Here is a 19,316-nt window from a genome sequence, read left to right as displayed (position 1 = left end):
CACAAGGAGAGTGCGAAGATGACCGCGAACGACTACAGCCTCGAGGGGCTCCACCACGTCCAGCTCGCGATTCCCGCGGGCGCCGAGGACCAGTGCCGCGAGTTCTGGGGCGAGGTGCTCGGCATGACCGAGCTGGAGAAGCCGCCCGTGCTGGCCGCAAGAGGCGGGTGCTGGTTCCGTGGCGGGGGACTCGAGGTGCACCTTGGCGTCGAGCAGGACTTCAGCCCGGCCAAGAAGGCTCACCCTGGCATCCTCGTGTCTTCGATCCATGGCCTGGCCGCCCGGCTGGAGGACCAAGGGTATGAGGTGACGTGGGACGACAACTTCCCTGGCCACGAGCGGTTTTACGCCTTCGACAAGCTCGGCAATCGCCTCGAGTTCCTCGAACCGAAGAACTGATGAACGCTCTCGGGGGGGCGCGATCATCCGGCAGAGCCAGTGGCGGGATCCACGTCACCGATCTCATCGTCGCGCAGGGACCGACCGGGAACGAGTCCATCGTCGTGCCCGGTCTGACTGCCCACGCGCAGCCCGGCGAGGTGGTCGCGCTGCGATGCCCGACTCGTGACGTTGCGGCAGCGCTCGTCGAGACGCTGAGTGGCCGCCGACAGGCCCAGTACGGGCTGATCTCGGTGGGTGCGAGCACGTCGCGACGCATCGCCCCCCGCACCCCGCGAGGGCTGGTCACAGTCGAGCTCGACAGGGTCGGCAACCTCGACCCCAGCTGTCGGGCGATCGTCGTCGACGCCGGCACGGCGCCTGCAGGAGCCTCTGTCTCCGAGGTGCACGTGCTCGCCGGTGGCGGAGCAGCAGTGCTTGTCGTCACCGCCGACGAGCAGCTCGCTGCAGCCGCCGACCGGCAGGTCGAGGTCGAGCCGCTCACAGATCCCGCCGCGTCGGCGGTCCAAGATCCGATCATCGCCTTGGCCGACCTCACTGAGCTGGTGACCGCGACACTGTGCGCCGAAGGCGTGGCGCCCCGGCGTGCTGCTCTCGTCGCCCGGGTGCTCGTCGACGCGGATGCCCGCGGTCACTTCTCGCACGGCGTCGGGCTGCTGCCCATGTACGTCGACCGGATCCGTGCAGGCGGCATCGACCCGGTGGCCGACCCGCAGTGGGTCAGTGAGATGGGCGTCGTCAAGGTCCTCGACGCGCAGGGTGGCTTCGGGCAGGTCGCGGCCGAGCTGGCCGCTCAGACCGTGGCCGAGGACGCCGCCGTGTCGGGTATCGCCGCGGTCGGTGTCCGTGGCAACAACCACATCGGCATGCTGGCGGCTTACCGTGACTCATTCACCCGGCACGGCGTCGTGGGCCTGGTGTTCAACGTCTCGGGCCCCAGCGTCGCGGCACCCGGTGCGGGACGAGCGACGCTCGGCAACGACGCAGTGTGCCTCGTCGCACCTCTCGAGGGCAGTCGTCCCTTCATCGTCGACTTCGCCACCGGCATCGTTGCCAGCGGCAAGATCCGCGACGCCGCGCACCGCGGCCGTCCCGTGCCTCCGGAGTGGCTGGTCGACCGGCGCGGCCGGCCCACCACCGACCCGCACCAGCTCGATGCCGGCGGGGCTGTCCCGGTGTTCGGCGGCTACAAGGGTCTGGGGGTCGCCCTCATCACGGAGGTGCTCGCCGGCGTGTTAGCCGGGGCCACGATCAGTCCCCGCGTCCACAAGCAGCGCGCCGAGCCCGACCACCCGATGGACTGCTCACAGATGTTCATCGCGTTCTCGCCGCGGGCGTTCGGCGACCCACCGATCCACGAGCTGGTCGACGAGCTGCGCGAAGCGGTGGTGCGCGGCTATCTGGGCGAACTCCCCGACGTCCACCTGCCCGAGCAGCAGGAGACCGCCGCCGAGGAGCGCGCTCACCGTGACGGCGTCCGCGTGCCGCGAGCCGTGGTGGATCAGCTCGGCTGGGACGTGGGCGCACCATGAGCCTCGGTGTCGCGATCGTCGGATTCGGGTCGGCCGGCCGCCAGCACGCCGATGCGCTGGATGACCATCCTCACGCCCACGTCACCAAGGTCCTCGAGCTCGACCCGACGGTCGACGTCGGAGGCCTCCCACGGGCGGCCGCCTGGGCCGACCTGCTCGACGACTCCGACGTACAGCTGGTCGCGCTGTGCACTCCGCCGGGCGACCGGGCCGCGCTAGCCATCGAGGCGCTGTCTTCCGGCCGTTCGGTGCTGCTCGAGAAGCCCCCGGCCATGTCGATGGCCGAGCTGACGACGATCGATGACGCGGCGCGACGCTCGGGCGGTTGCGCGGGCGTCATGCTGCAGCATCGGTGGCGCTTGCCCAACGACCTCGACATCGACGCGTGGCGACGGCCTGAGGTCACCGGCGTACTTGAGGTGTTCCGCTACCGACCCGGTTCGCACTACCAGAAGGCCGGGTGGCGCACCTCGGTCGACGAGGCGCTGGGCGGAATCACGGCACACCTCGGGGTGCACTACCTGGACTTGGCCTGCACGGTGCTGGGTGACGTCTTGACCGTCGACCTGGCTCCAGCGCGTTGCGCCGGGCCGGGCATCGACACCCGGGTCAGCGGGTGGTTGTCGTTCGCCTCGGGCGCCACCCTCGCCTTCACGATCAGCGCCGAGTCGACGATCCGGCGCGAAAGGCTCAGTATCGTTGCGCCGGACCGAGCGCTCACGGTCGTCGACGGCGAGGTGGAGGTGGACGTCGCGGGCACCGCAACCCGGCACAAGCCCCTCGACGTCACGTCACTACGCCGGGCGGTCTACAGCGACGTGGCCGCCGCGGTGGCCGCGGGACGGCAGCCCGAGCGTTCCGGCCTGGCCGGCGCCCGCGCCGTCACGCAGGTGCTGGAGCACGTCCGCGATCGGCAGGTCGGTCCGGCATGATGCCGATCGGGCTCTCGTCGGGCTGTGCCCCCGAGCTGGACGCGGCAGACCTGGCGGCCCTGACCCGTGAACATGGTGGGAGCGTGGTCGACCTGCGCGCCGGCAAGGATCACGCCTGGGAGGCCGGAGGAATCGACGCCCTGCGCGCTGGAGGTGTCGACGTCTGCTTCGTCGGCATCAGCTCGGTCCTCGGTCGGGAGGACGACGCCGACCGCCCCGGCCCCGGAGCGGCCCACCTGCGGGAGGGCGTTCCGGTGAAGGTGTTCGCCGCCGCTGGCTGCACTGCAGCACCTGCCGCAGAACTCACCCGCCGGCACGTTGCCGACCTCGTCGACCGAGTCGGCCGCTCGGTCGACGTCCTGGTGGAGACCCACCACGGCTATGCCGATGTCGACGAACTGGAGGTGCTGGCGCGAACCTTCGGTGTCTCTATCCTGCTTGACACCATGGGGCTGGCGCGGATCACCGACGACCCCGTCGGTGCCGCGGCACGTCTGGCCCCCTGGACACGCTTCGCCCAGGTCAAGGGTTTCGACCCCGACCAGGTCTCGACCAGTCGCCACGAGGCGCTCACTGGTGCCAGCTCCTCACTTACCCGACGCCTCATCGCCGCAGCCGGAGGCGTCGAGGCAATCACTCTCGAGACCAGGTCGCCGACCATCGCCGACGACCTGGCCGCCATGCGTGGCTGGTGGGGCGGGCAGCTGTCCTCCCACCTGCACAAGGAGGCAGGGGCATGAGACTGTCCATCATCAGCGACGAGATCTCGCAGGACGTCGACGTCGCGGCCCGCACCGCGAGCGCCAACGGCTTCGACGGCCTGGAGATCCGCTCGGCGTACGGGGTGACGCCCCATCACCTGCGTGATGTCGAGCTTGATCGAGTACGCACCGTGGTCCTCGGCCATGGCCTGGCCGTCAGCGGCTTCGACCCGCCGGCCCTGAAGTGCGCGCTGCCCCGCACCGACGCCGAGCTGACAGCGGTGCGCGAGCTGGTCGTCGACTCGATCCGCCGGGCCGAACGGCTCGGCGCACCGTTCGTGCGCATCTTCACGTTCTACCGTTCGGGCGATCCCGACCCGATGCTCGCCGCCTCAGTCGCCCGCGAGGTCCTCAGCGGGCTCACGCAGGGCGCGGTCCCGCTCATCGTCGAGACCGGGATGCGCACCAACACGCCCACGATGCGCCACGTCCTGGCTTTCCTCGACGCGCTCGGCGACGACCACACCGGCATCCTGTGGGACCCAGGCAACAGTGTCTTCAGCGGATGGGACACGTCCCCGTTCCCAGCCGACTACCTCGCCGGCCGCGACCGCATCCGGCACGTGCACGTGAAGGATCCAGACGGTCAGGACAGCTACGTCCGACTCGGCGACGGCGACCTCCCGTGGCCCGAGATCATCGCGGCGCTTGTCCAGGACGACTACCGCGGGTGGGTGTCGCTCGAAACGCACTGGCGCCCTGACCGCATCCTCTCCCAGGCCGAACGAGACGAGCCGTGCGGCGAGTCCTTCAGCCGTGGCGGCGTCGAGGCCAGCACCGTCTGCATGCAGGTGCTGCGCGAGCTCGTCGAGGCGGCCTCGTGACGCCGGACGGCGTGGTGCTGCTCGGGTGCCAGCGCTCGGGGACGACAGCCTTGGCGCACGCCCTCGCGGAGGCGTTCGCGGAGGCCAACGGCACCTTCGTCGTCAACGGCAAGCTTCCCTACCTGTTGCACCGGTGGCTGACCCGCCGCGATCTGGAGGACCGCCATCTTCGCGTGGACGAGATCCTGCACGCGCTCGACCGACGCCCCCCCGGGGGCCCGGGTGCCGCGAGGTGGCGCTCGGCCGTCGAGATGGTGCTGCGCGAGCTCGCGGCCGATGTGGCCGAAGGAGTCGCCGGCACCGATCCGATCGCGCTCGGTCGCCGCATACTCCGCGACGCCCACAAAGACGTTTCCGTGTGGGGCGACAAGTACAACGAGTACCTGCTCCACCTGGAGCACCTCGACTCACTCCTACCCGAAGCTCGCTACGTCATGCTCGTCCGGCACCCCACCGATGTGGCTCGGTCGATGCTCGCCTGGACGGGTGACCGACCGTGGCGGCCGACCACGGAGGCGGCGGCCTTGGCCAAGTGGGAGACCTGGAACCGCCGATGGCTCGACCACGCCGGCTCGCTCGACCCCGCCCGATGGATCGTCATCGAGTACGACGCGCTGTGCCGCGGCGAGGAGACGGCCCGCCTCGAGGAATTCACCGGTGTGCCGCTGTGGGAGCACCTGCGAGCACTCCGCCCACCGCGGGAGCCTGATCGCGACCTCCCCTTGCCCCCGAGCGTCCTCACCACGTGGAGCCAGCTCCTCGACCACGCCCGCCCCTCAACCCTGCCAGGTGATCTCACATGACCGGACTACCCATCCTCGTCCTAGGCGGCAAGGCCGCCATCATCAAGAAGGCCGCCGACCTCGGCTTCGATGTCGTCAACATCCAGAAGCCCTCCGCGTTCGACCCCGCGGTCGTCGACCACTGCACCGACGTGCTGCTCGTCGACTACCAGGACGTCCCGACGACGACGGCGCTGGTCGAGGCGCTGCACGCCCGCCGCCCGTTCGTCCGGGTGTTCACCCAGACCGAGGCGGCACTGCAGACGGCCGGGCACCTCGTCGACGTCCTCGGACTTCCTGGCAACGGGTTCACGGTGGCCCAGACGCTCCACGACAAGAGCGCGCTGAGACAAGTCCTCAACGCCGCCGATGTCTCGACGGTGCCCTTCCTCAAGAACCCCGACGCGGCGACGGCTCGCGAGTTCATCGCCGAGCACGGGCCCGCCGTTCTCAAGCCGACCATGGGGTCGGGCAGCCTCGGCGTCCGCATGATCGGCTCGATCGACGAGGTCGACGACGCGTGGAGCTGGGCCGGGCAGTTCGGGCTGGCCGACATGATCGTGGAGAAGCGACTGGTAGGCCGAGAGGTGTCCGTCGAGTCGTTCTCCCGCGACCGCCGCCACACCATCGTCGCCATCACCGGCAAGAGCACGGGCGAGGGCGTCGTCGAGCTCGGTCACGTGGTTCCCGCCGATCTCGACGACGCCGCCGTCGTGTCGCTCCACCGGCTCGTGGGCGAGGTCCTCGACGCGGTCGGCTTCGTGGACGGACCAGCACACACCGAGATCATGATCACCGATGACGCGCCGTACGTGATCGAGTCCCACTCCCGACGAGGTGGCGACCGGATCAACGAGCTCGTCGAAGCCGTGTACGGGATCGACCTCGAAGCTGCCACGTACCGGCTGGCCGACGAGGACGACGGGCCCCTGGAGATTCCTGCTCCTGACGGGGCCGCGGCCATCCGCTACGTGGTGGCTGACCCGGGCACGGTGCAGTCCGTCACTGGCGAGTCCGAGGCTGCCGCAGCGGACGGCGTCGACGTCGTCAAGATCCAGGTCGACGTGAGCGACCAGATCCATCCGGTCCAATGGTCGGAGGACCGTTGCGGCTTCGTCATCGCCACCGGACGTGACGCCGCCGAGGCAACCAGGCGCGCCGAGCACGCGGCCAGCCACATCCGCATCACCACTGTCCCGGCCGGTGCATCGCCATCTCCCACGATGAGCCAGATCATGAGCGAGATCGACGAGGTGCTCGACGCATTCGCGGATCGGTCGTCCGAAGGGGGCGGACGATGAAGGGCACGATCTCCATCGTCGTGGCCACGAGAAACCGGCAGACCGACATCGACTTGCTCCTCGAGACGATCGCGCGGGAGCACCATCCGTCACTGCACGAGGTCGTCGTGGTGGACGATGCCTCAGATGTCCCCCTGCACGTGGCAAAGCACGGGTTTCCAGTCCGACTGCTGCGCAACCAGTCGCAGCGGGGCGCAGCAGTCAGTCGCAACATCGCGGCAGATCTCGCAGGGGGCGACATCCTGGCGTTCCTCGACGACGACGCCCGCCCTCTGCCCCATTGGTTCACGGTGATCTCCCGCGACCTGCAGACGCACCGGACAGCCATCACGGGCCGGGTGCTGCCGTTCGACAGCGGCGTGGTGTCCCGAGCCCGCCAGCACCGGTACGAGGTGCGGTACGCGCAGCACCAGTCCCTCGAGCCGGTCACGTTCTTCGCCGGTGGCAACTCAGCGATCCTCCGGCGATCCTTCCTCGCCGCCGGAGGATTTCCCGACGTCGTCACAGCGAGCGACAACGGTCTCGTCGAGCGGCTGGCCGCGGTGGGAGAGCAGGTCTACTTCACCCCGGACCTGCGGGTGGCGCACCGCAACAGCAAGGGCGCGCGGATAGCGCTGCGCGAGGCGTGGCGTGCCGGACGCCTGGCCGAGCAGAGTCCGCCAGCCCACCAGCTGCGGCGCATCGTCTCGGCCGCTGGCATCCAGCCGTGGCGCGACGACGTCCCCGCCGCGTGCCTGAACGTCGCACTGCAGGCCGCCAACTCAGTGGCCAGCACGTTGCCCCGCACGAAGACGCCGACCTGACGCGGACCAGGTTACAAGTGACCGAGCGCTCGTAGCTTCGTCTCAAGCACGTCGGCCGCGTCCAGCATGGTCTCGGTGTCGAGACGCAGGGCAGGAGCGGGAGGGATTTCGTAGGGGTCATCGACCCCCGTCAACCCCGAGAGACTCCGCGATCGCTGCCGGGCGTACAGGCCCTTGGCATCTCTGCGCTGGCACTCCTCCAGCGACGTCGAGACATGGACCTCGACGAAGGCCAAACCCGCCTGCTCGTGAAGCTCTCGGACGACCTCTCGGCTAGCCACGTAGGGTGCGATCACCGGTACGAGGACCAGGACGCCGTTGCGGGCGAGCAGGTGCGCGACGCGGCCGACACGAACAACGTTGGCGTCGCGGTCCTCCCGGGAGAATCCGAGATCGGGAGTTAGCCAAGATCGGACATCGTCACCGTCGAGAACTTCGACCGCACGCGAGTCCCGTCGCGCCCGCCCGGCCAGCTCCGTAGCGAGAGTCGACTTGCCCGCGCTGGGCAGGCCGGTCAGCCACACCGTGGCGCCGAACCGATGCGACGTCGATCCTTGGCTTTCTTGCTCCACAATGCCCCCCGACATGATGATGACTTCGATCGCCAGTCTGCCAGAAGCCGCGGCAGACCGGTCAGGTGAAGCCTTTGACCACACGACCGCCTCCTGCAACCCCGGAGGTTCACCGTCGCGGACAGGGACCCGGCTCACGAGGAGCCCGTCCCTGAGAGTTCTCTCAAGGGATCTGATTCCGCAACCGTAAAGACACGGTCGACCTACTCACCGCGAACTGATCGGCGATCCGCTGGTGACTCCAACCGTCCGAACGAAGCCGCCTCACGTCGACCATGTCGGCCGCCGAGAGCTTCCGGCCACTTCGAATCTCGACGCCGTCGCGACGTAGCCAGTCCAGCATGGTGTTCACCGGCATTCCGTACTTCTTGGACAATGACACCGATCCCATGCCCGACTCGTAGTCCTCTCTTACAGATGCCTCCTGGCCTGACAAGATCTGCCGAGTTCGGTTCCCGCCGCTTAGTTTCGGTACCTTCCAGGGCTCACTTCGGACATCTTGAGCGACTCGGTTCCGCGTCGAGCGCACCGTCCCCCCTGTCTCACTGAGGTTGGAATACCGTCGCAGCGCCTCCGCCACGAGGGAGCAATGAAACTGTTGCACTCCGATTCACGAAACCCCGCCCAGAGTTCACCTCTGGGCGGGGTTCGCCGTATCCGGGTGCCGAGACGCTCCAAGGCCCGCATGAGGGTGCCGCTCGGCGGCAGGTGCGCGTAGCGGGGCGAGATTCCGCTGGCTCCGTTCCCTGCGGGTCGAGTTCCTAGTGTCGGTCGACATGAGGACACGATGCTGGGACCGCTGCGGCGCGCGGCACGAAGGCGCGGACGGGGTCGGGGTATCTTTCTCGGGCACCATCACAGCGGCGCGCTGCCGACTTCACGAGGGGAATTCTCAATCGTCATGCATGCCTTGGTAACCGGCGGTGCCGGGTTCATCGGTTCGAATCTCGTTGACCGGCTCCTCGCGGACGGCCATCAGGTCACTGTCATCGACAACTTGAGTCGTGGGAGCAAGGCCAATCTCGCCGCCGCTGGCAGCGCTGCCAACCTGGTCGAAATGGACGTGCGTTCGGAAGATCTCGCGAAGATGATCACTGGCATTCGACCAGAGGTGGTCTTCCATCTGGCTGCACAGGTCGACGTTCGATCCAGCGTTGCCGATCCCGCAGGTGATGCCTCCATCAACATCATGGGCACGATCAATGTGGCCGAGGCAGCCCGCGCCGCAGGAGTCCGCAAGGTTGTCTTCACGTCGTCGGGTGGGTCGATCTACGGGGATCCCGATGTACTGCCTGTGGCCGAAAGTCAGGCCGTGAATCCGCTCTCGCCGTACGCAGTGTCAAAGGTGGCTGGCGAGCTGTACCTCAACGCGTTCTCGCAGTTGTATGGCTTGGAATGCAGTCACCTAGCCTTGGCGAACGTGTACGGTCCGCGACAGGATCCTCACGGCGAGGCCGGGGTCGTCGCGATCTTTGCTCGCGCACTGCTGACAGGCGAGCCGACCAAGGTCTTCGGCGATGGTGGAAACACCCGCGACTACGTGTACGTGCAGGATGTCGCGGCGGCGTTCGTCGCAGCCGCAGGCGCGTACGGCGATCGCATGAGATTCAACATCGGTACCGGGATCGAGACCAGCGACAGAGAACTTCACAGTCTGGTGGCCTCCGCAGCCCAGTCCCCTGACCAGCCCCAGCACGCGGCCGCCAGGCTTGGTGATCTGCGAGCTTCAGCGCTCAACGCGGACCGCGCCAAGGCGATCCTGGGTTGGACACCCGCGCATAGCTTGACCGACGGGATCACCCAGACGGTCGACTACTTCCGACGCGAAGGCTAGGACTCCGCTCGCGGAGCACTGCGCGCTTCCTGCCCTGAGGCCTCGCTGAGAGCGATGGCCCGCGCCAAGCGGGCGTAGCGAAGCTCGACTTCCCTGAACCGAAGGTACGTACTGATCGAGAAGAACCCGAATCCCACCACGAGCAGGTAAAGGATGAGGTCCGTTCCGCGGCCGACTCCGAGACGAGTCGCTATCCAGGTCACGTCTTCGGGTCTCAGTACGGCGTAGACGGCAAAACCCATGAAGAGGACCATGCCGATTTTTACGTAGGCACCGCCCCGACTCGTTCCATGGCTCTGCAGGAAAAGGACCAATAACGTCGCGACAGCGACGATGAGCAGGACCTTGATCATACTGACTACCTCTTCCGGCGCACAGCGCTGTCAAACAGGATGTTGACCCCGTTGAGCAGAGATTGCCCCTTGGCCATTGAGTACTCCGTATACGCGATGTCGACGTGTTCCTCAACCACTCGCCACTTGTTCTTGTCTATCATCTCGACAATCTCCGGAGCGTGTCCCATCCCGCTCGACGTGATGTCCATCTGATCTGCCACCAAGCGGTTGAAGGCTCGCAACCCGTTGTGCGAGTCGGTCAGACCCAATCGTCGACCCCTGAGGCTCAGCTTGACTGCTGTCCTAAGGACCACCCGTTTGAGTTTTGGGATATGACTGACATCCCCGTGGAAACGGGTGCCCACGACGATGTCGATCGGCTCGTTGCGTAGCCGATCGATCATCCGCTCCACGTCTGGCACCTGATGCTGGCCATCGGCATCGAACGTCGCGACAAAGCGAGCTCCCGGTTGCTTTCGCACGAATTCCACGCCGGTCTGGATCGCTGCGCCTTGCCCAAGATTCACCGGGTGGCAGACCAACTTGGCGGACGTGGTCCGGATCTGTTCGACAGATGCGTCGCTGCTGCCGTCATCGACACACACGATGTTCGGAAACGTCTGGAGTGCATGTCGCATCACGTCGGCGATGACGGGGGCCTCGTTGTACACGGGGACCACGAGCCATACGTCTGATTGATCAACCAACAGAACACCTCACTGAACGAATCGAAGACGGATACAGCACGAACACGTGGCGGAGTGTTGTCGGTACTACCCCATCGGTCGAGCCACGCCGGCTGCCAACCCGACCAGAATTTTGGGCAACCACCACTGTATATCGCGGCCATGCACCCCCCGGACACGTCGTCCGCGATCGGCGGGACCTACGGAAGGCCCAAAGCAGCCGTCATGTCGGCCGGTCGCCTGCCCGACACCTTCCAGGCGGGCGTGAACGCGTTGCGGAGGATCTTCAACCCGCTGCGTCGCCCCTACTGGATTGTTCGACGGGCTCGATTCGTGACCTGCCGGGCTGCGACCACGGAGGCCCAGCGCCACGGGAGCATCCACAGAGGGCTGAGCGGCTGGAGCACAGCTGGCAGGTGACGCCGCTTGATCGCTTCGGCTTCGTCGCCGGATGCCTTGCGCCCGGCAACGGTGAGAGAATCCGGGTGCCAGCGGAAAGCGGAGACTGTCTCCCGCGTCGACAGGAAGCGTCCGAACGGACGCAAGCGCAGGAAGGCATCCAGATCCATCGCGTACTTCAGACGGGTGTCGAAGCCATCGATGGCCTCCAGTGCGTTGAGCCGGACCATCGTTCCCGGATGCGGGATGAGATTCGGGCCCCAGGCAAGCAGCCACCGGGCAGCCCTTCCAGCTCGGCTCGTGCCGAGCGTCCTGCCCACCGGGTCGATGTAGTCGCATCCGCCATAGGCCAGAACTGCCGCAGAGTCGGAGGTCAGCAGCTCTTGCAAGCGGATCAGACCTCCGGGACGGAACAAGTCATCGTCGCCGATCCAGGCGTAGAACTCCTCCGTCGTTCGCGCGCGGAGACCCGCATTAATGGCTTCGGAGATGCCGGTGCGCGGGTCGTCGACCACCACTGCTCCCGCTGCCTTGGCGATCTCTCTGGCCTCGGTCGCCGAGCCCGGCATGACGGCGACCAGCGTCAGGTCGACGTCCTTGCGCTGCTCCTCCACCGTGGCCAGGGTCTCGCGCAGGTAGTCGATCCGGTCACCGAGCGTCGGCAACACGACGAGGACGGAACCGGGACGGATGGCGTCGTTCACGAGGAGGTCTCCTGTGGGGTCATTGGCGGAGGGTGTGTGCGTGTTCGCGGTACCAGTCGATGGTGCGGCGCATGCCGTCCTCGAGGGTGATGGACGAGGTCCAGCCGGCGTCGGCGAGCTTGGTGACGTCGAGGAGCTTCTGGGGGGTGCCGTCGGGTTTGCTGGTGTCCCACTCGGTGCGGCCGGTGTAGCTGACGACGTCGGCGATGGTGTGGGCGATCTCGGCGATGGTGACGTCGGTGCCGGTGCCGACGTTGACCTGCTCGGGTCCGTCGTAGTGCTCCATGAGGTGCAGCACGGCCGAGGCGAGGTCGTCGGCGTGCAGGAACTCCCGGCGGGGGGTGCCGGTGCCCCAGTTCGTCACGACCTCGGCACCCGTTGCGGCGGCTTCGTCGTAGCGGCGGATCAGGGCGGGCAGGACGTGGGATCCCTGGGGGCTGAAGTTGTCGTTGGGTCCGTAGAGGTTGGTGGGCATTGCGCTGATCCATGGCAGACCGTACTGGCGGCGGACGGCCTGGATGTGCAGGATGCCGGCGATCTTCGCGATCGCGTAGGCGTCGTTGGTGGGCTCGAGGTGACCGGTCAGCAGCGAGTCCTCGGCGATGGGCTGCTCGGCGTATTTGGGGTAGATGCACGACGAGCCCAGGAAGATCAGCCGTTGCACGTCGTGCACGCGGGCGGCGTCGAGCACGTTGAGCTGGATGCGCAGGTTGTCACTCAGGAAGTCCACGGGGTAGGTGCTGTTGGCCATGATCCCGCCAACCTTCGCCGCCGCCAACGCCACATACGTGGGCTTGTGCTCGGCGAAGAACGCGAACGTCGCGTCGCGGTCCATCAGGTCCAGCTCGGCCGACGTCCTGCCGATCACATCGGTGAACCCCTCGGCCTGCAGGTGCCGGGTGATCGCCGACCCCACCAGGCCCCGGTGACCGGCGACGTAGAACGTCGCGTCGCGGTCCAACGGCGCCGGCGTGAAGTCCACACCGTCCCCGCTGTCGCCGACGTCTTGGGTCACGAGGCGTCCCACGACGCGAGCTGGACCTTGTCGATCCACTTGTCGCCGTGCTTGAGGGCCTCGATGTCCGCAACGACCATCAGCTTGGCCAGCTCACGGCCGCTGATCGTGGGAACCCACCCGAGCTTGGCCTTGGCCTTGGAGGGGTCGCCGATCAGCGCGTCGACCTCGGTCGGACGCAGATACCGGGGGTCGTACTTGATGTGGTCCTCCCAGTTCAACCCCGCGTGCGCGAACGAGACCTCCAGGAAGTCACGCACCGTGATCCCGTCACCGGTGGCCAGCACGAAGTCCTCCGGCTCGTCGACCTGCAGCATCCGCCACATCCCCTCAACGTATTCGGCGGCGTATCCCCAGTCACGGATCGAGTCGATGTTGCCCATGTACAGGTGCTCCTGCTGACCGGCCTTGATCGCCGCCACCGCACGCGTGATCTTGCGGGTCACGAACGTCTCACCACGACGCGGCGACTCATGATTGAACAAGATCCCGTTGACCGCGAACATGTCATACGCCTCGCGGTAATTCTTCGTGATCCAGTAGCTGTACAGCTTCGCCGCCGCATACGGAGACCGTGGATAGAACGGCGTCTCCTCGTCCTGCGGAGGCGGCGTCGCACCATACAGCTCAGACGTCGAGGCCTGGTAGAACTTCGGCCGCACCTTCGACGCCCGGATCGCCTCCAGCAACCGCACCGTGCCCGTGCCCGTCGTGTCGGCGGTGTGCTCAGGCTCATCGAACGACACCCGCACATGCGACTGGGCAGCGAGGTTGTAGACCTCGTCGGGGGCGATCTCGTTCAGCAGTGTCACCAGACGCACACCGTCCGACAGGTCACCGTAGTGAAGGTGCAGCTTCACACCCACCCCGTGCGGATCTTCGTACAGGTGATCGATCCGATGCGTGTTGAACGTCGACGCCCGACGAATCACACCATGAACCTCATAGCCCTTGCCCAACAACAGCTCGGCCAGATACGAACCATCCTGGCCCGTGATACCCGTGATCAACGCAATCTTGCTCATGTAATTCCGCTCCTGACTCGTCGACAACAACATTTGCGCGGAGCCAGCGAACTCGACCCGCGCATCGGTCGATGGTGTGCTGAGAAATCGTCAGGGCCCTGGAGACACCCTCTCCGGCAAATATCCTATTCCAACGCGACCGGCACAGATCCGCGACCTCGATGGACAGCCTTGCGCACCGTTCGATCGACGAGCGTAAGGGCCGCCATCGCGCCGACGCGGACCGCCAATCGAGCAGGCCACGTAGTCTCGAGATTCTCCGTGGTGAAGACCAGCACCACTGACGAGACCGCACTGCGCATGCACCACCGTCAACGTTGCATCGTGGTCGCTCGTGGACGGCCGGTGGGACCATTCGAGCCGTGTCAGAGGTTTCCGCGCCGAGCGGCACACGCCACACTCGTGGGTTGTCAAGCAGCTGTCTCGCCACGCGCGTAATGATGGGAATCACTCCGACGATCCTTCGTGCTGTGCCGCGCCAAGGCTCCGAGGTGCCACGCGAGGCCGACCAGAGGGCCGATGAGCAGGGCCAAGGGTGCCCGCAGCTCAAGGCTGAGGGGCAAGACCCAGAGCAGGAACACTGCCAGAGCGGTCGCCACGACCCAGCCGATCACGTAGGCGACGTGCTGGTTGGCGGCCAGCAAGGCTGGTGACGACAACGACAACGCACCGAGGGCCGCCGACGACACCACCAACATCGCGAGCACGTGACCGGGGAGGGAGAAGTTCTCACCGATCGCCGTCCGAAGGACCCAAGGCCCGAGCGTTCCCGCGAGCGACGCCAAGACGACCCCGACCACGGCGACACCGACCAGCAGCTTCGAGATCAGCGGCCACGGCGATCGCCCGGGCGAGGCGAACATCGTGATGAGGAGGCCCTGGGCACCGACAAGTGGCACCAGCAGCGGGGCTCGCGTCAGCATGACCGCCAACGTCATGGCACCAACCGTCTCTTGGGACGCATCACCCGCGAAAGTCGCCATCAGTAGCGGAAAGCCATTGACCAGGGCTGCGATCGCTGTCGCAGCCGTCACGGTGTGCAATGTGTTGGACAGGAGTCGCCCCATCGAGTCGGGCACCCGCGTTGTCACGCCGGGACGCCGCAGGACACTCCAAGCCCCTATGGCGAGCATCAACGGGTAGACGGAGATCACGGCCCAGGCGAGCGGCGTCGTGCCCAGCGCCAACGCCAGCACGATTGCCACGGCGGCAAGGCGACCCAGGCCCTCGGTCATGCTGAGCACGCTGAAGGCACCCCAGCGGCCGCTGGCAGCCAGCACGCCGCACATCACCGCGGTCAGCGTGTACCCGGTCGCCCCGAGGGCCACGACGACGGCGAGCTCGCCGTGCTCGGCGCCCAACGTCGGACGCACCCACCACGGGGAGGTGGCAGCGATGAGCACGCCGGCCGACAGCGCCATCACGAGGGCGAACCTGATGAGCGGCGTCCCCCGCTCGCCCGACCCCACGCCCGCACTCGCCGCAGCGCGCGTCGTCTCCTGGTGCACGCCTGACAGGACCGCGACCGCGAAGAACAGTGCCGACCAGAACAGCCCGAACACTGCGTAGTCGGCCGCGCCCAGCGCGCGAGCAGCGAACAGGAGGATCACCAGCCCACAGACGCCGAGCACCGCCGTCCCTGCCATGACAGTCAGCACGTCGCGGGAGACGCCGTTCTTTTGCTGTGGCTCTGACACTGTTCTCCGGTTCTGAGGTCACGCCTCCTGCGGCGTGGACCAGTCCAGCATGCACGAGTGCACCACCTCGGGCGGTGCACGGGTCGTGGACGACCGTCAGGTGTCGACGGGGTCTTCGGCGGTGCCCACGCCGCGCCCACGCTCCCACGCCGTGACGAGCCCGAAGGCGACCAGCACGACCGCCCACCCGGCCACGGCGTCGACGACCCAGTGGTTGCCGGTGCCGATGATGACCAAGGACATCGTGACCGCGTAGGCCAGACCCATCAGCTGGACGATGCGGGGCACGCCGGCCGTGATCAGCACGATCGCGACCCACAGCGACCATCCCGCGTGCAGCGACGGGAAGGCCGCGAGGTCGTTGGTGATGTCGCCCATGCCCTTGGGCGCGGAGCCGTTGGCGCTCCACCACCCGATGTTGGAGTGCAGGCTCAGGATGTCGTGATAGCCGTACTGCACCAGGCGCGGAGGTGCGGTCGGCATGAGCAGGTAGAACGCCAGGCCCATCAGCGATGCGGCGACGAGCGCTCGGCGTGCCGTCAGGTACAGCGGCCGACTGCGGCGGTACAGCCAGATCAGGACGCCCAGGGTGACGAAGTAGTGCGTCGTGGCGTACCAGTAGCTGCTGGCGACGCCGAGCCACTCGTGATCGAAGAAGATCTGGTTGAGCCACGACTCGATGTCGATGCGCCACGACTTCTCGAACGTCAGGATGTCGAGGGCGCGGCCGCGGGCAGGCGCGAAGGCCGTGTCGGCGAACGTCCGCGAGACGACGTAGCCCACGTAGAGCACCGCGATCAGGGCGATCTCGACGCCGGCGCGGCCCATGGCGGGGAGGATGCCGGCGGCGCGAGGACGTTCGACCTGCACCACCTGCTGTGACGACTGGGTCATCACACCTCCTGAGTCGTACCGTCCCGGACGCACCGGACGGCGCCTGGGTGCGCCGTCGTGTTACCCATTGTCCGCAGATCTATTCGTCTGGCACAACCTGGGTTCACGCTGAGTTGTTCCCGGAGACGACCCTGAGACGTCCCCCGGTCACGCCGCTGTGTCAGCGCCGACGCCTGAACAGGGCCTTGACCAGCTCGCGCGCGACGGTGCGGCTGGCCTCGCCGACGGCACGGTCGACGGGCGACATGCGGCGCGACCGCGGTGCCGAGCTCCCTCTCGTCCGCGGGGCCTGCTGGCGGGCCGCTTCGGCTTCCTTCTTGAGTCGCGCGTCAGCCGCAGCCCGGTCGGCGGCGGCCCTGTCGGCCTCGCCCCGCGACTCCAGGATCTCGTTCGCCGACTCGGCATCGACCGCGGTGCCGTACTTCGCCAGCAACGGCGACGCGGCGACTGACGCGGCCATCTCGTCGGCAGGCGTGGGGTCCATCGAGCCCTGCGGGGCGCGCAGACGCGTCCACGCCACGGGGGTCGGGGCACCCTTGTCGCCCATGACCGTGACGATCGCCTCTCCGATGCCGAGCGACGTCAGCACCTCCTCGAGGTCGTACGTCGTGTTCGGGTAGGTCGACACCGTCGCCCGCAGCGCCTTGGCCGCATCGGGCGTGTGCGCCCTCAGCTGGTGCTGCACCCGGGACCCGAGCTGGGCCAGCACGTCGCCCGGGACGTCCTTGGGTGTCTGGGTGACGAAGAAGATGCCGACGCCCTTGGAGCGGATGAGCCGGACGGTCTGCGTGATGGTCTCGAGAAAGTCGTCGGACGCGTCGGCGAACAGCAGGTGTGCCTCGTCGAAGAAGAACACCAGCCTGGGCTTGTCGGAGTCGCCGACCTCGGGAAGCTCTTCGAACAATTGCCTCAACAGGTACATCAAGAAGGTCGAGAACAGTGCCGGCTTGTCCTGCACGCCCGGCACCTCGAGCAACGACACGATGCCGCGGCCGTCGGGCGCGGTGCGCAGGAAGTCGGCGACGACGATCTCGGGCTGGCCGAAGAAGTCGGCGGCACCCTCGTCGGCGAAGCCGATGAGCTCACGCAGGATCACGCCGACCGTCGCCGACGACAACCCGCCGAGCCCCTTGAGCTCGGCCTTGCCCGCATCGCTCGTGAGGTGCGTGAGGACGGCCCGCAGATCGGCCAGGTCGATCAGCGGCAGGGATGCAGAACGGGCGTAGTGGAAGACCAGCCCCAGCGACGACTCCTGCGTCGCGTTGAGCCCCAGCACCTTGGCCAGCAGCGTCGGGCCGAACGCCTCGACCGTGGCGCGCACCGGGAGCCCCGTGCCGATGCCGCCGAGCGCGTAGTACTCCGTGGGCGTCGCGACGGGGTGCCAGTCCTGGCCGATGCCGGTGGTGCGCGCGATCAGCTTGTCGTCCGGCGTTCCCGCCGTGGCGATGCCCGAGAGATCACCCTTGACGTCGGCGGCGAAGACCGGGACGCCGTGGGCGGCGATCTGCTCGGCCAGCACCTGCAGGGTCTTGGTCTTGCCCGTGCCGGTCGCGCCCGCGACGAGACCGTGCCGGTTGAGCATCGCGAGCGGGATGCGCACCTGCGCCGACGGCACGGGCGACATGTCGGGCGGGGTGCCGTCGAGCAGGGCACCCATCTCGATCGCCACGCCCTCGAAGGCGTATCCGGCAGTGACGAGCTCGACCAACGCACTCGGCGCGGCCGCAGCCGCAGGTGCCGCCGCGGACGAGTCCGCGCGCGCCTGCGCGGCGGCGGACGCGAGCTCGTCGGCCCTCTTCTGCGCCGCCTGCGCGGCGGCCAGGGCGTCGGCAGCGGCGCGGGCGGCGTCGTCGGCAGCGGCCTGGGCGTCGTCGCTCGTCGTCATGGCGACAGGCTACCGCCGGGACGCCCCTCGTCTGCTTAGACTGAGGCGGTGATCTTCAGGCGGGTGAGCGAGGGGCGCCCCTATCCGGAGCACGGGCTGACACAGAGCTCGTGGGCCGAGATCTCCCCCTCCCAGGTGCGGCTCGACGACCTCACGACGACCAAGACGACGCTCGACCTCGAGCACCTCCTCGACGACGACTCGACCTACTTCGGCGACCTGTTCGCCCACGTCGTCAGCTGGCACGGCGAGCTGTTCCTCGAGGACGGACTCCACAGGGCGCTGCGCGCCGCGCTGCAGCAGCGCAACATGCTGCACGCCCGGGTCCACTCGATCGGCAAGCACGCATGAGGGTCGGCATGCGGGTGCTGACGCTGCTCGTCGCGGTCGCGGTGTTCGTCATCGGCGGCGTCACGGGGGTCCGTCTCCTGACCGCCGGTACGGGCGAGCCGGCCTCGGCCACGTCGACGTGCACGCCGAAGGTCGTGGCCGCCGGCACCGCACTCGACAGCAACGTCGTCACGATCAACGTCTTCAACGCGTCCACCCGGTCGGGCCTGGCCAACCGCGCACTCATCGACCTGCAGAAGAACGGGTTCCTGGGCGGACGCATCGGCAACAGCGACAGCGCGACCAAGCCCAATCGCGTCGCGATCCTGACCGACGACCCCGCCGACCCCCGCGTCGCGCTGGTCGCCGCGCAGTTCAAGGACAAGGTCGAGTACGCGCCGGCCGACATCGACGTCGAGGACGGCGTCGTGGTCGTGGTGGGAGACAACTACCGCGGGTTGAAGGACGGCGCCCCGACCTCCGTCGAGACCGACCGCGACATCGACGTGTGCGTGCCGGTCGTCGCTATCCCGTAGGCCCTCTTCGCCCGCCGTTGCAGCCGGTCCGCTGAGAACCTGTCGCGCTACACTGATGCGCCCGCTGCCC

Annotated in this window: 21 protein-coding genes; 11 read left to right on the top strand and 10 right to left on the bottom strand. The window is 67.6% G+C overall.

Features of this window, described 5'->3' with window-relative positions; genetic code table 11:
* Positions 1 to 18 precede the first annotated feature (18 nt).
* The 8 genes from JOF40_RS07115 to JOF40_RS07080 all read left to right on the top strand — a co-directional run bounded on the left by JOF40_RS07115 (position 19) and on the right by JOF40_RS07080 (position 7,334).
* Positions 19 to 399 carry a VOC family protein gene (locus tag JOF40_RS07115; RefSeq protein WP_129181395.1) on the top strand — a complete coding sequence of 127 codons (381 nt, stop codon included), beginning with the start codon at positions 19 to 21 and terminating at the stop codon, positions 397 to 399.
* Positions 400 to 503: 104 nt separating this feature from the next.
* A complete protein-coding gene (locus tag JOF40_RS07110; protein WP_188111714.1) occupies positions 504 to 1,931 on the top strand; it encodes an Ldh family oxidoreductase in 1,428 nt (475 codons plus the stop codon).
* Positions 1,928 to 2,863: a Gfo/Idh/MocA family protein gene (locus tag JOF40_RS07105; protein WP_129181391.1), complete on the top strand. Its 936-nt coding sequence runs from the start codon at positions 1,928 to 1,930 to the stop codon at positions 2,861 to 2,863. Before JOF40_RS07110 ends, JOF40_RS07105 begins: the two co-directional genes overlap by 4 nt.
* Before the next feature lie 83 nt (positions 2,864 to 2,946).
* The gene (locus JOF40_RS07100) at positions 2,947 to 3,603 is read left to right on the top strand and encodes a hypothetical protein (RefSeq protein WP_129181389.1); all 657 of its coding nucleotides are present in this window, start codon (positions 2,947 to 2,949) and stop codon (positions 3,601 to 3,603) included.
* Positions 3,600 to 4,448 carry a sugar phosphate isomerase/epimerase family protein gene (locus JOF40_RS07095; RefSeq protein ID WP_129181387.1) on the top strand — a complete coding sequence of 283 codons (849 nt, stop codon included), beginning with the start codon at positions 3,600 to 3,602 and terminating at the stop codon, positions 4,446 to 4,448. Before JOF40_RS07100 ends, JOF40_RS07095 begins: the two co-directional genes overlap by 4 nt.
* A complete protein-coding gene (locus JOF40_RS07090; protein ID WP_188111713.1) occupies positions 4,445 to 5,251 on the top strand; it encodes a sulfotransferase family protein in 807 nt (268 codons plus the stop codon). The genes JOF40_RS07095 and JOF40_RS07090 overlap by 4 nt, the downstream gene beginning before the upstream one ends.
* Positions 5,248 to 6,531: an ATP-grasp domain-containing protein gene (locus tag JOF40_RS07085; protein WP_129181385.1), complete on the top strand. Its 1,284-nt coding sequence runs from the start codon at positions 5,248 to 5,250 to the stop codon at positions 6,529 to 6,531. Before JOF40_RS07090 ends, JOF40_RS07085 begins: the two co-directional genes overlap by 4 nt.
* A complete protein-coding gene (locus tag JOF40_RS07080; protein WP_129181384.1) occupies positions 6,528 to 7,334 on the top strand; it encodes a glycosyltransferase family 2 protein in 807 nt (268 codons plus the stop codon). The genes JOF40_RS07085 and JOF40_RS07080 overlap by 4 nt, the downstream gene beginning before the upstream one ends.
* An 11-nt stretch (positions 7,335 to 7,345) precedes the next feature.
* On the opposite strand, the gene cysC is transcribed toward JOF40_RS07080, so the two are convergent.
* The gene (gene cysC, locus JOF40_RS07075; protein WP_307800763.1) at positions 7,346 to 8,044 is read right to left on the bottom strand and encodes an adenylyl-sulfate kinase; all 699 of its coding nucleotides are present in this window, start codon (positions 8,042 to 8,044) and stop codon (positions 7,346 to 7,348) included.
* Positions 8,045 to 8,069: 25 nt separating this feature from the next.
* Positions 8,070 to 8,258 carry a helix-turn-helix domain-containing protein gene (locus JOF40_RS07070; protein WP_209674436.1) on the bottom strand — a complete coding sequence of 63 codons (189 nt, stop codon included), beginning with the start codon at positions 8,256 to 8,258 and terminating at the stop codon, positions 8,070 to 8,072.
* Between the two features lie 435 nt (positions 8,259 to 8,693).
* Between JOF40_RS07070 and JOF40_RS07065 the strand changes: the two genes are divergently transcribed.
* Positions 8,694 to 9,740 (top strand): NAD-dependent epimerase/dehydratase family protein, encoded by a 1,047-nt coding sequence (locus tag JOF40_RS07065; RefSeq protein ID WP_281064700.1) that lies wholly within the window; start codon positions 8,694 to 8,696, stop codon positions 9,738 to 9,740.
* On the opposite strand, the gene JOF40_RS07060 is transcribed toward JOF40_RS07065, so the two are convergent.
* From JOF40_RS07060 to JOF40_RS07025, 8 genes are all read right to left on the bottom strand, one after another.
* Positions 9,737 to 10,093 carry a DUF2304 domain-containing protein gene (locus JOF40_RS07060; RefSeq protein ID WP_129181380.1) on the bottom strand — a complete coding sequence of 119 codons (357 nt, stop codon included), beginning with the start codon at positions 10,091 to 10,093 and terminating at the stop codon, positions 9,737 to 9,739. The two genes, JOF40_RS07065 and JOF40_RS07060, sit on opposite strands and share 4 nt — an antisense overlap.
* A gap of 5 nt (positions 10,094 to 10,098) precedes the next feature.
* Positions 10,099 to 10,746, bottom strand: a complete 648-nt coding sequence (locus tag JOF40_RS07055; RefSeq protein ID WP_307800762.1) for a glycosyltransferase family 2 protein — start codon at positions 10,744 to 10,746, stop codon at positions 10,099 to 10,101.
* A 320-nt stretch (positions 10,747 to 11,066) separates the two neighbouring features.
* Positions 11,067 to 11,864, bottom strand: a complete 798-nt coding sequence (locus tag JOF40_RS07050) for a glycosyltransferase (protein ID WP_129181378.1) — start codon at positions 11,862 to 11,864, stop codon at positions 11,067 to 11,069.
* 19 nt (positions 11,865 to 11,883) lie between these two features.
* Positions 11,884 to 12,891 carry a GDP-L-fucose synthase family protein gene (locus JOF40_RS07045; protein WP_307800761.1) on the bottom strand — a complete coding sequence of 336 codons (1,008 nt, stop codon included), beginning with the start codon at positions 12,889 to 12,891 and terminating at the stop codon, positions 11,884 to 11,886.
* Positions 12,876 to 13,937, bottom strand: coding sequence for a GDP-mannose 4,6-dehydratase (gmd, locus tag JOF40_RS07040; protein WP_245343102.1), 1,062 nt, complete (start codon positions 13,935 to 13,937; stop codon positions 12,876 to 12,878). The genes JOF40_RS07045 and gmd overlap by 16 nt, the downstream gene beginning before the upstream one ends.
* A 377-nt stretch (positions 13,938 to 14,314) precedes the next feature.
* Positions 14,315 to 15,601, bottom strand: a complete 1,287-nt coding sequence (locus JOF40_RS07035; protein ID WP_209674435.1) for a lipopolysaccharide biosynthesis protein — start codon at positions 15,599 to 15,601, stop codon at positions 14,315 to 14,317.
* 96 nt (positions 15,602 to 15,697) lie between these two features.
* Positions 15,698 to 16,495, bottom strand: a complete 798-nt coding sequence (locus tag JOF40_RS07030; RefSeq protein WP_129181372.1) for a phosphatase PAP2 family protein — start codon at positions 16,493 to 16,495, stop codon at positions 15,698 to 15,700.
* A gap of 160 nt (positions 16,496 to 16,655) precedes the next feature.
* A complete protein-coding gene (locus JOF40_RS07025) occupies positions 16,656 to 18,380 on the bottom strand; it encodes a helicase HerA-like domain-containing protein (protein WP_129181370.1) in 1,725 nt (574 codons plus the stop codon).
* Positions 18,381 to 18,428: 48 nt separating this feature from the next.
* Here JOF40_RS07025 and JOF40_RS07020 point away from each other — a divergent pair, with 48 nt between their 5' ends.
* Complete coding sequence (locus JOF40_RS07020) at positions 18,429 to 18,731, top strand: type II toxin-antitoxin system VapB family antitoxin (RefSeq protein ID WP_129181368.1); 303 nt, start codon at positions 18,429 to 18,431, stop codon at positions 18,729 to 18,731.
* The gene (locus JOF40_RS07015) at positions 18,728 to 19,246 is read left to right on the top strand and encodes a LytR C-terminal domain-containing protein (RefSeq protein ID WP_129181366.1); all 519 of its coding nucleotides are present in this window, start codon (positions 18,728 to 18,730) and stop codon (positions 19,244 to 19,246) included. Before JOF40_RS07020 ends, JOF40_RS07015 begins: the two co-directional genes overlap by 4 nt.
* Positions 19,247 to 19,316: the final 70 nt, after the last annotated feature.

Source organism: Aeromicrobium fastidiosum, from assembly GCF_017876595.1.
In the GTDB taxonomy this organism is placed as follows: Bacteria; Actinomycetota; Actinomycetes; order Propionibacteriales; family Nocardioidaceae; genus Aeromicrobium; species Aeromicrobium fastidiosum.
Note: the sequence above shows the minus strand (reverse complement) of the source record. Positions and strands in the feature narration are given on the sequence as shown.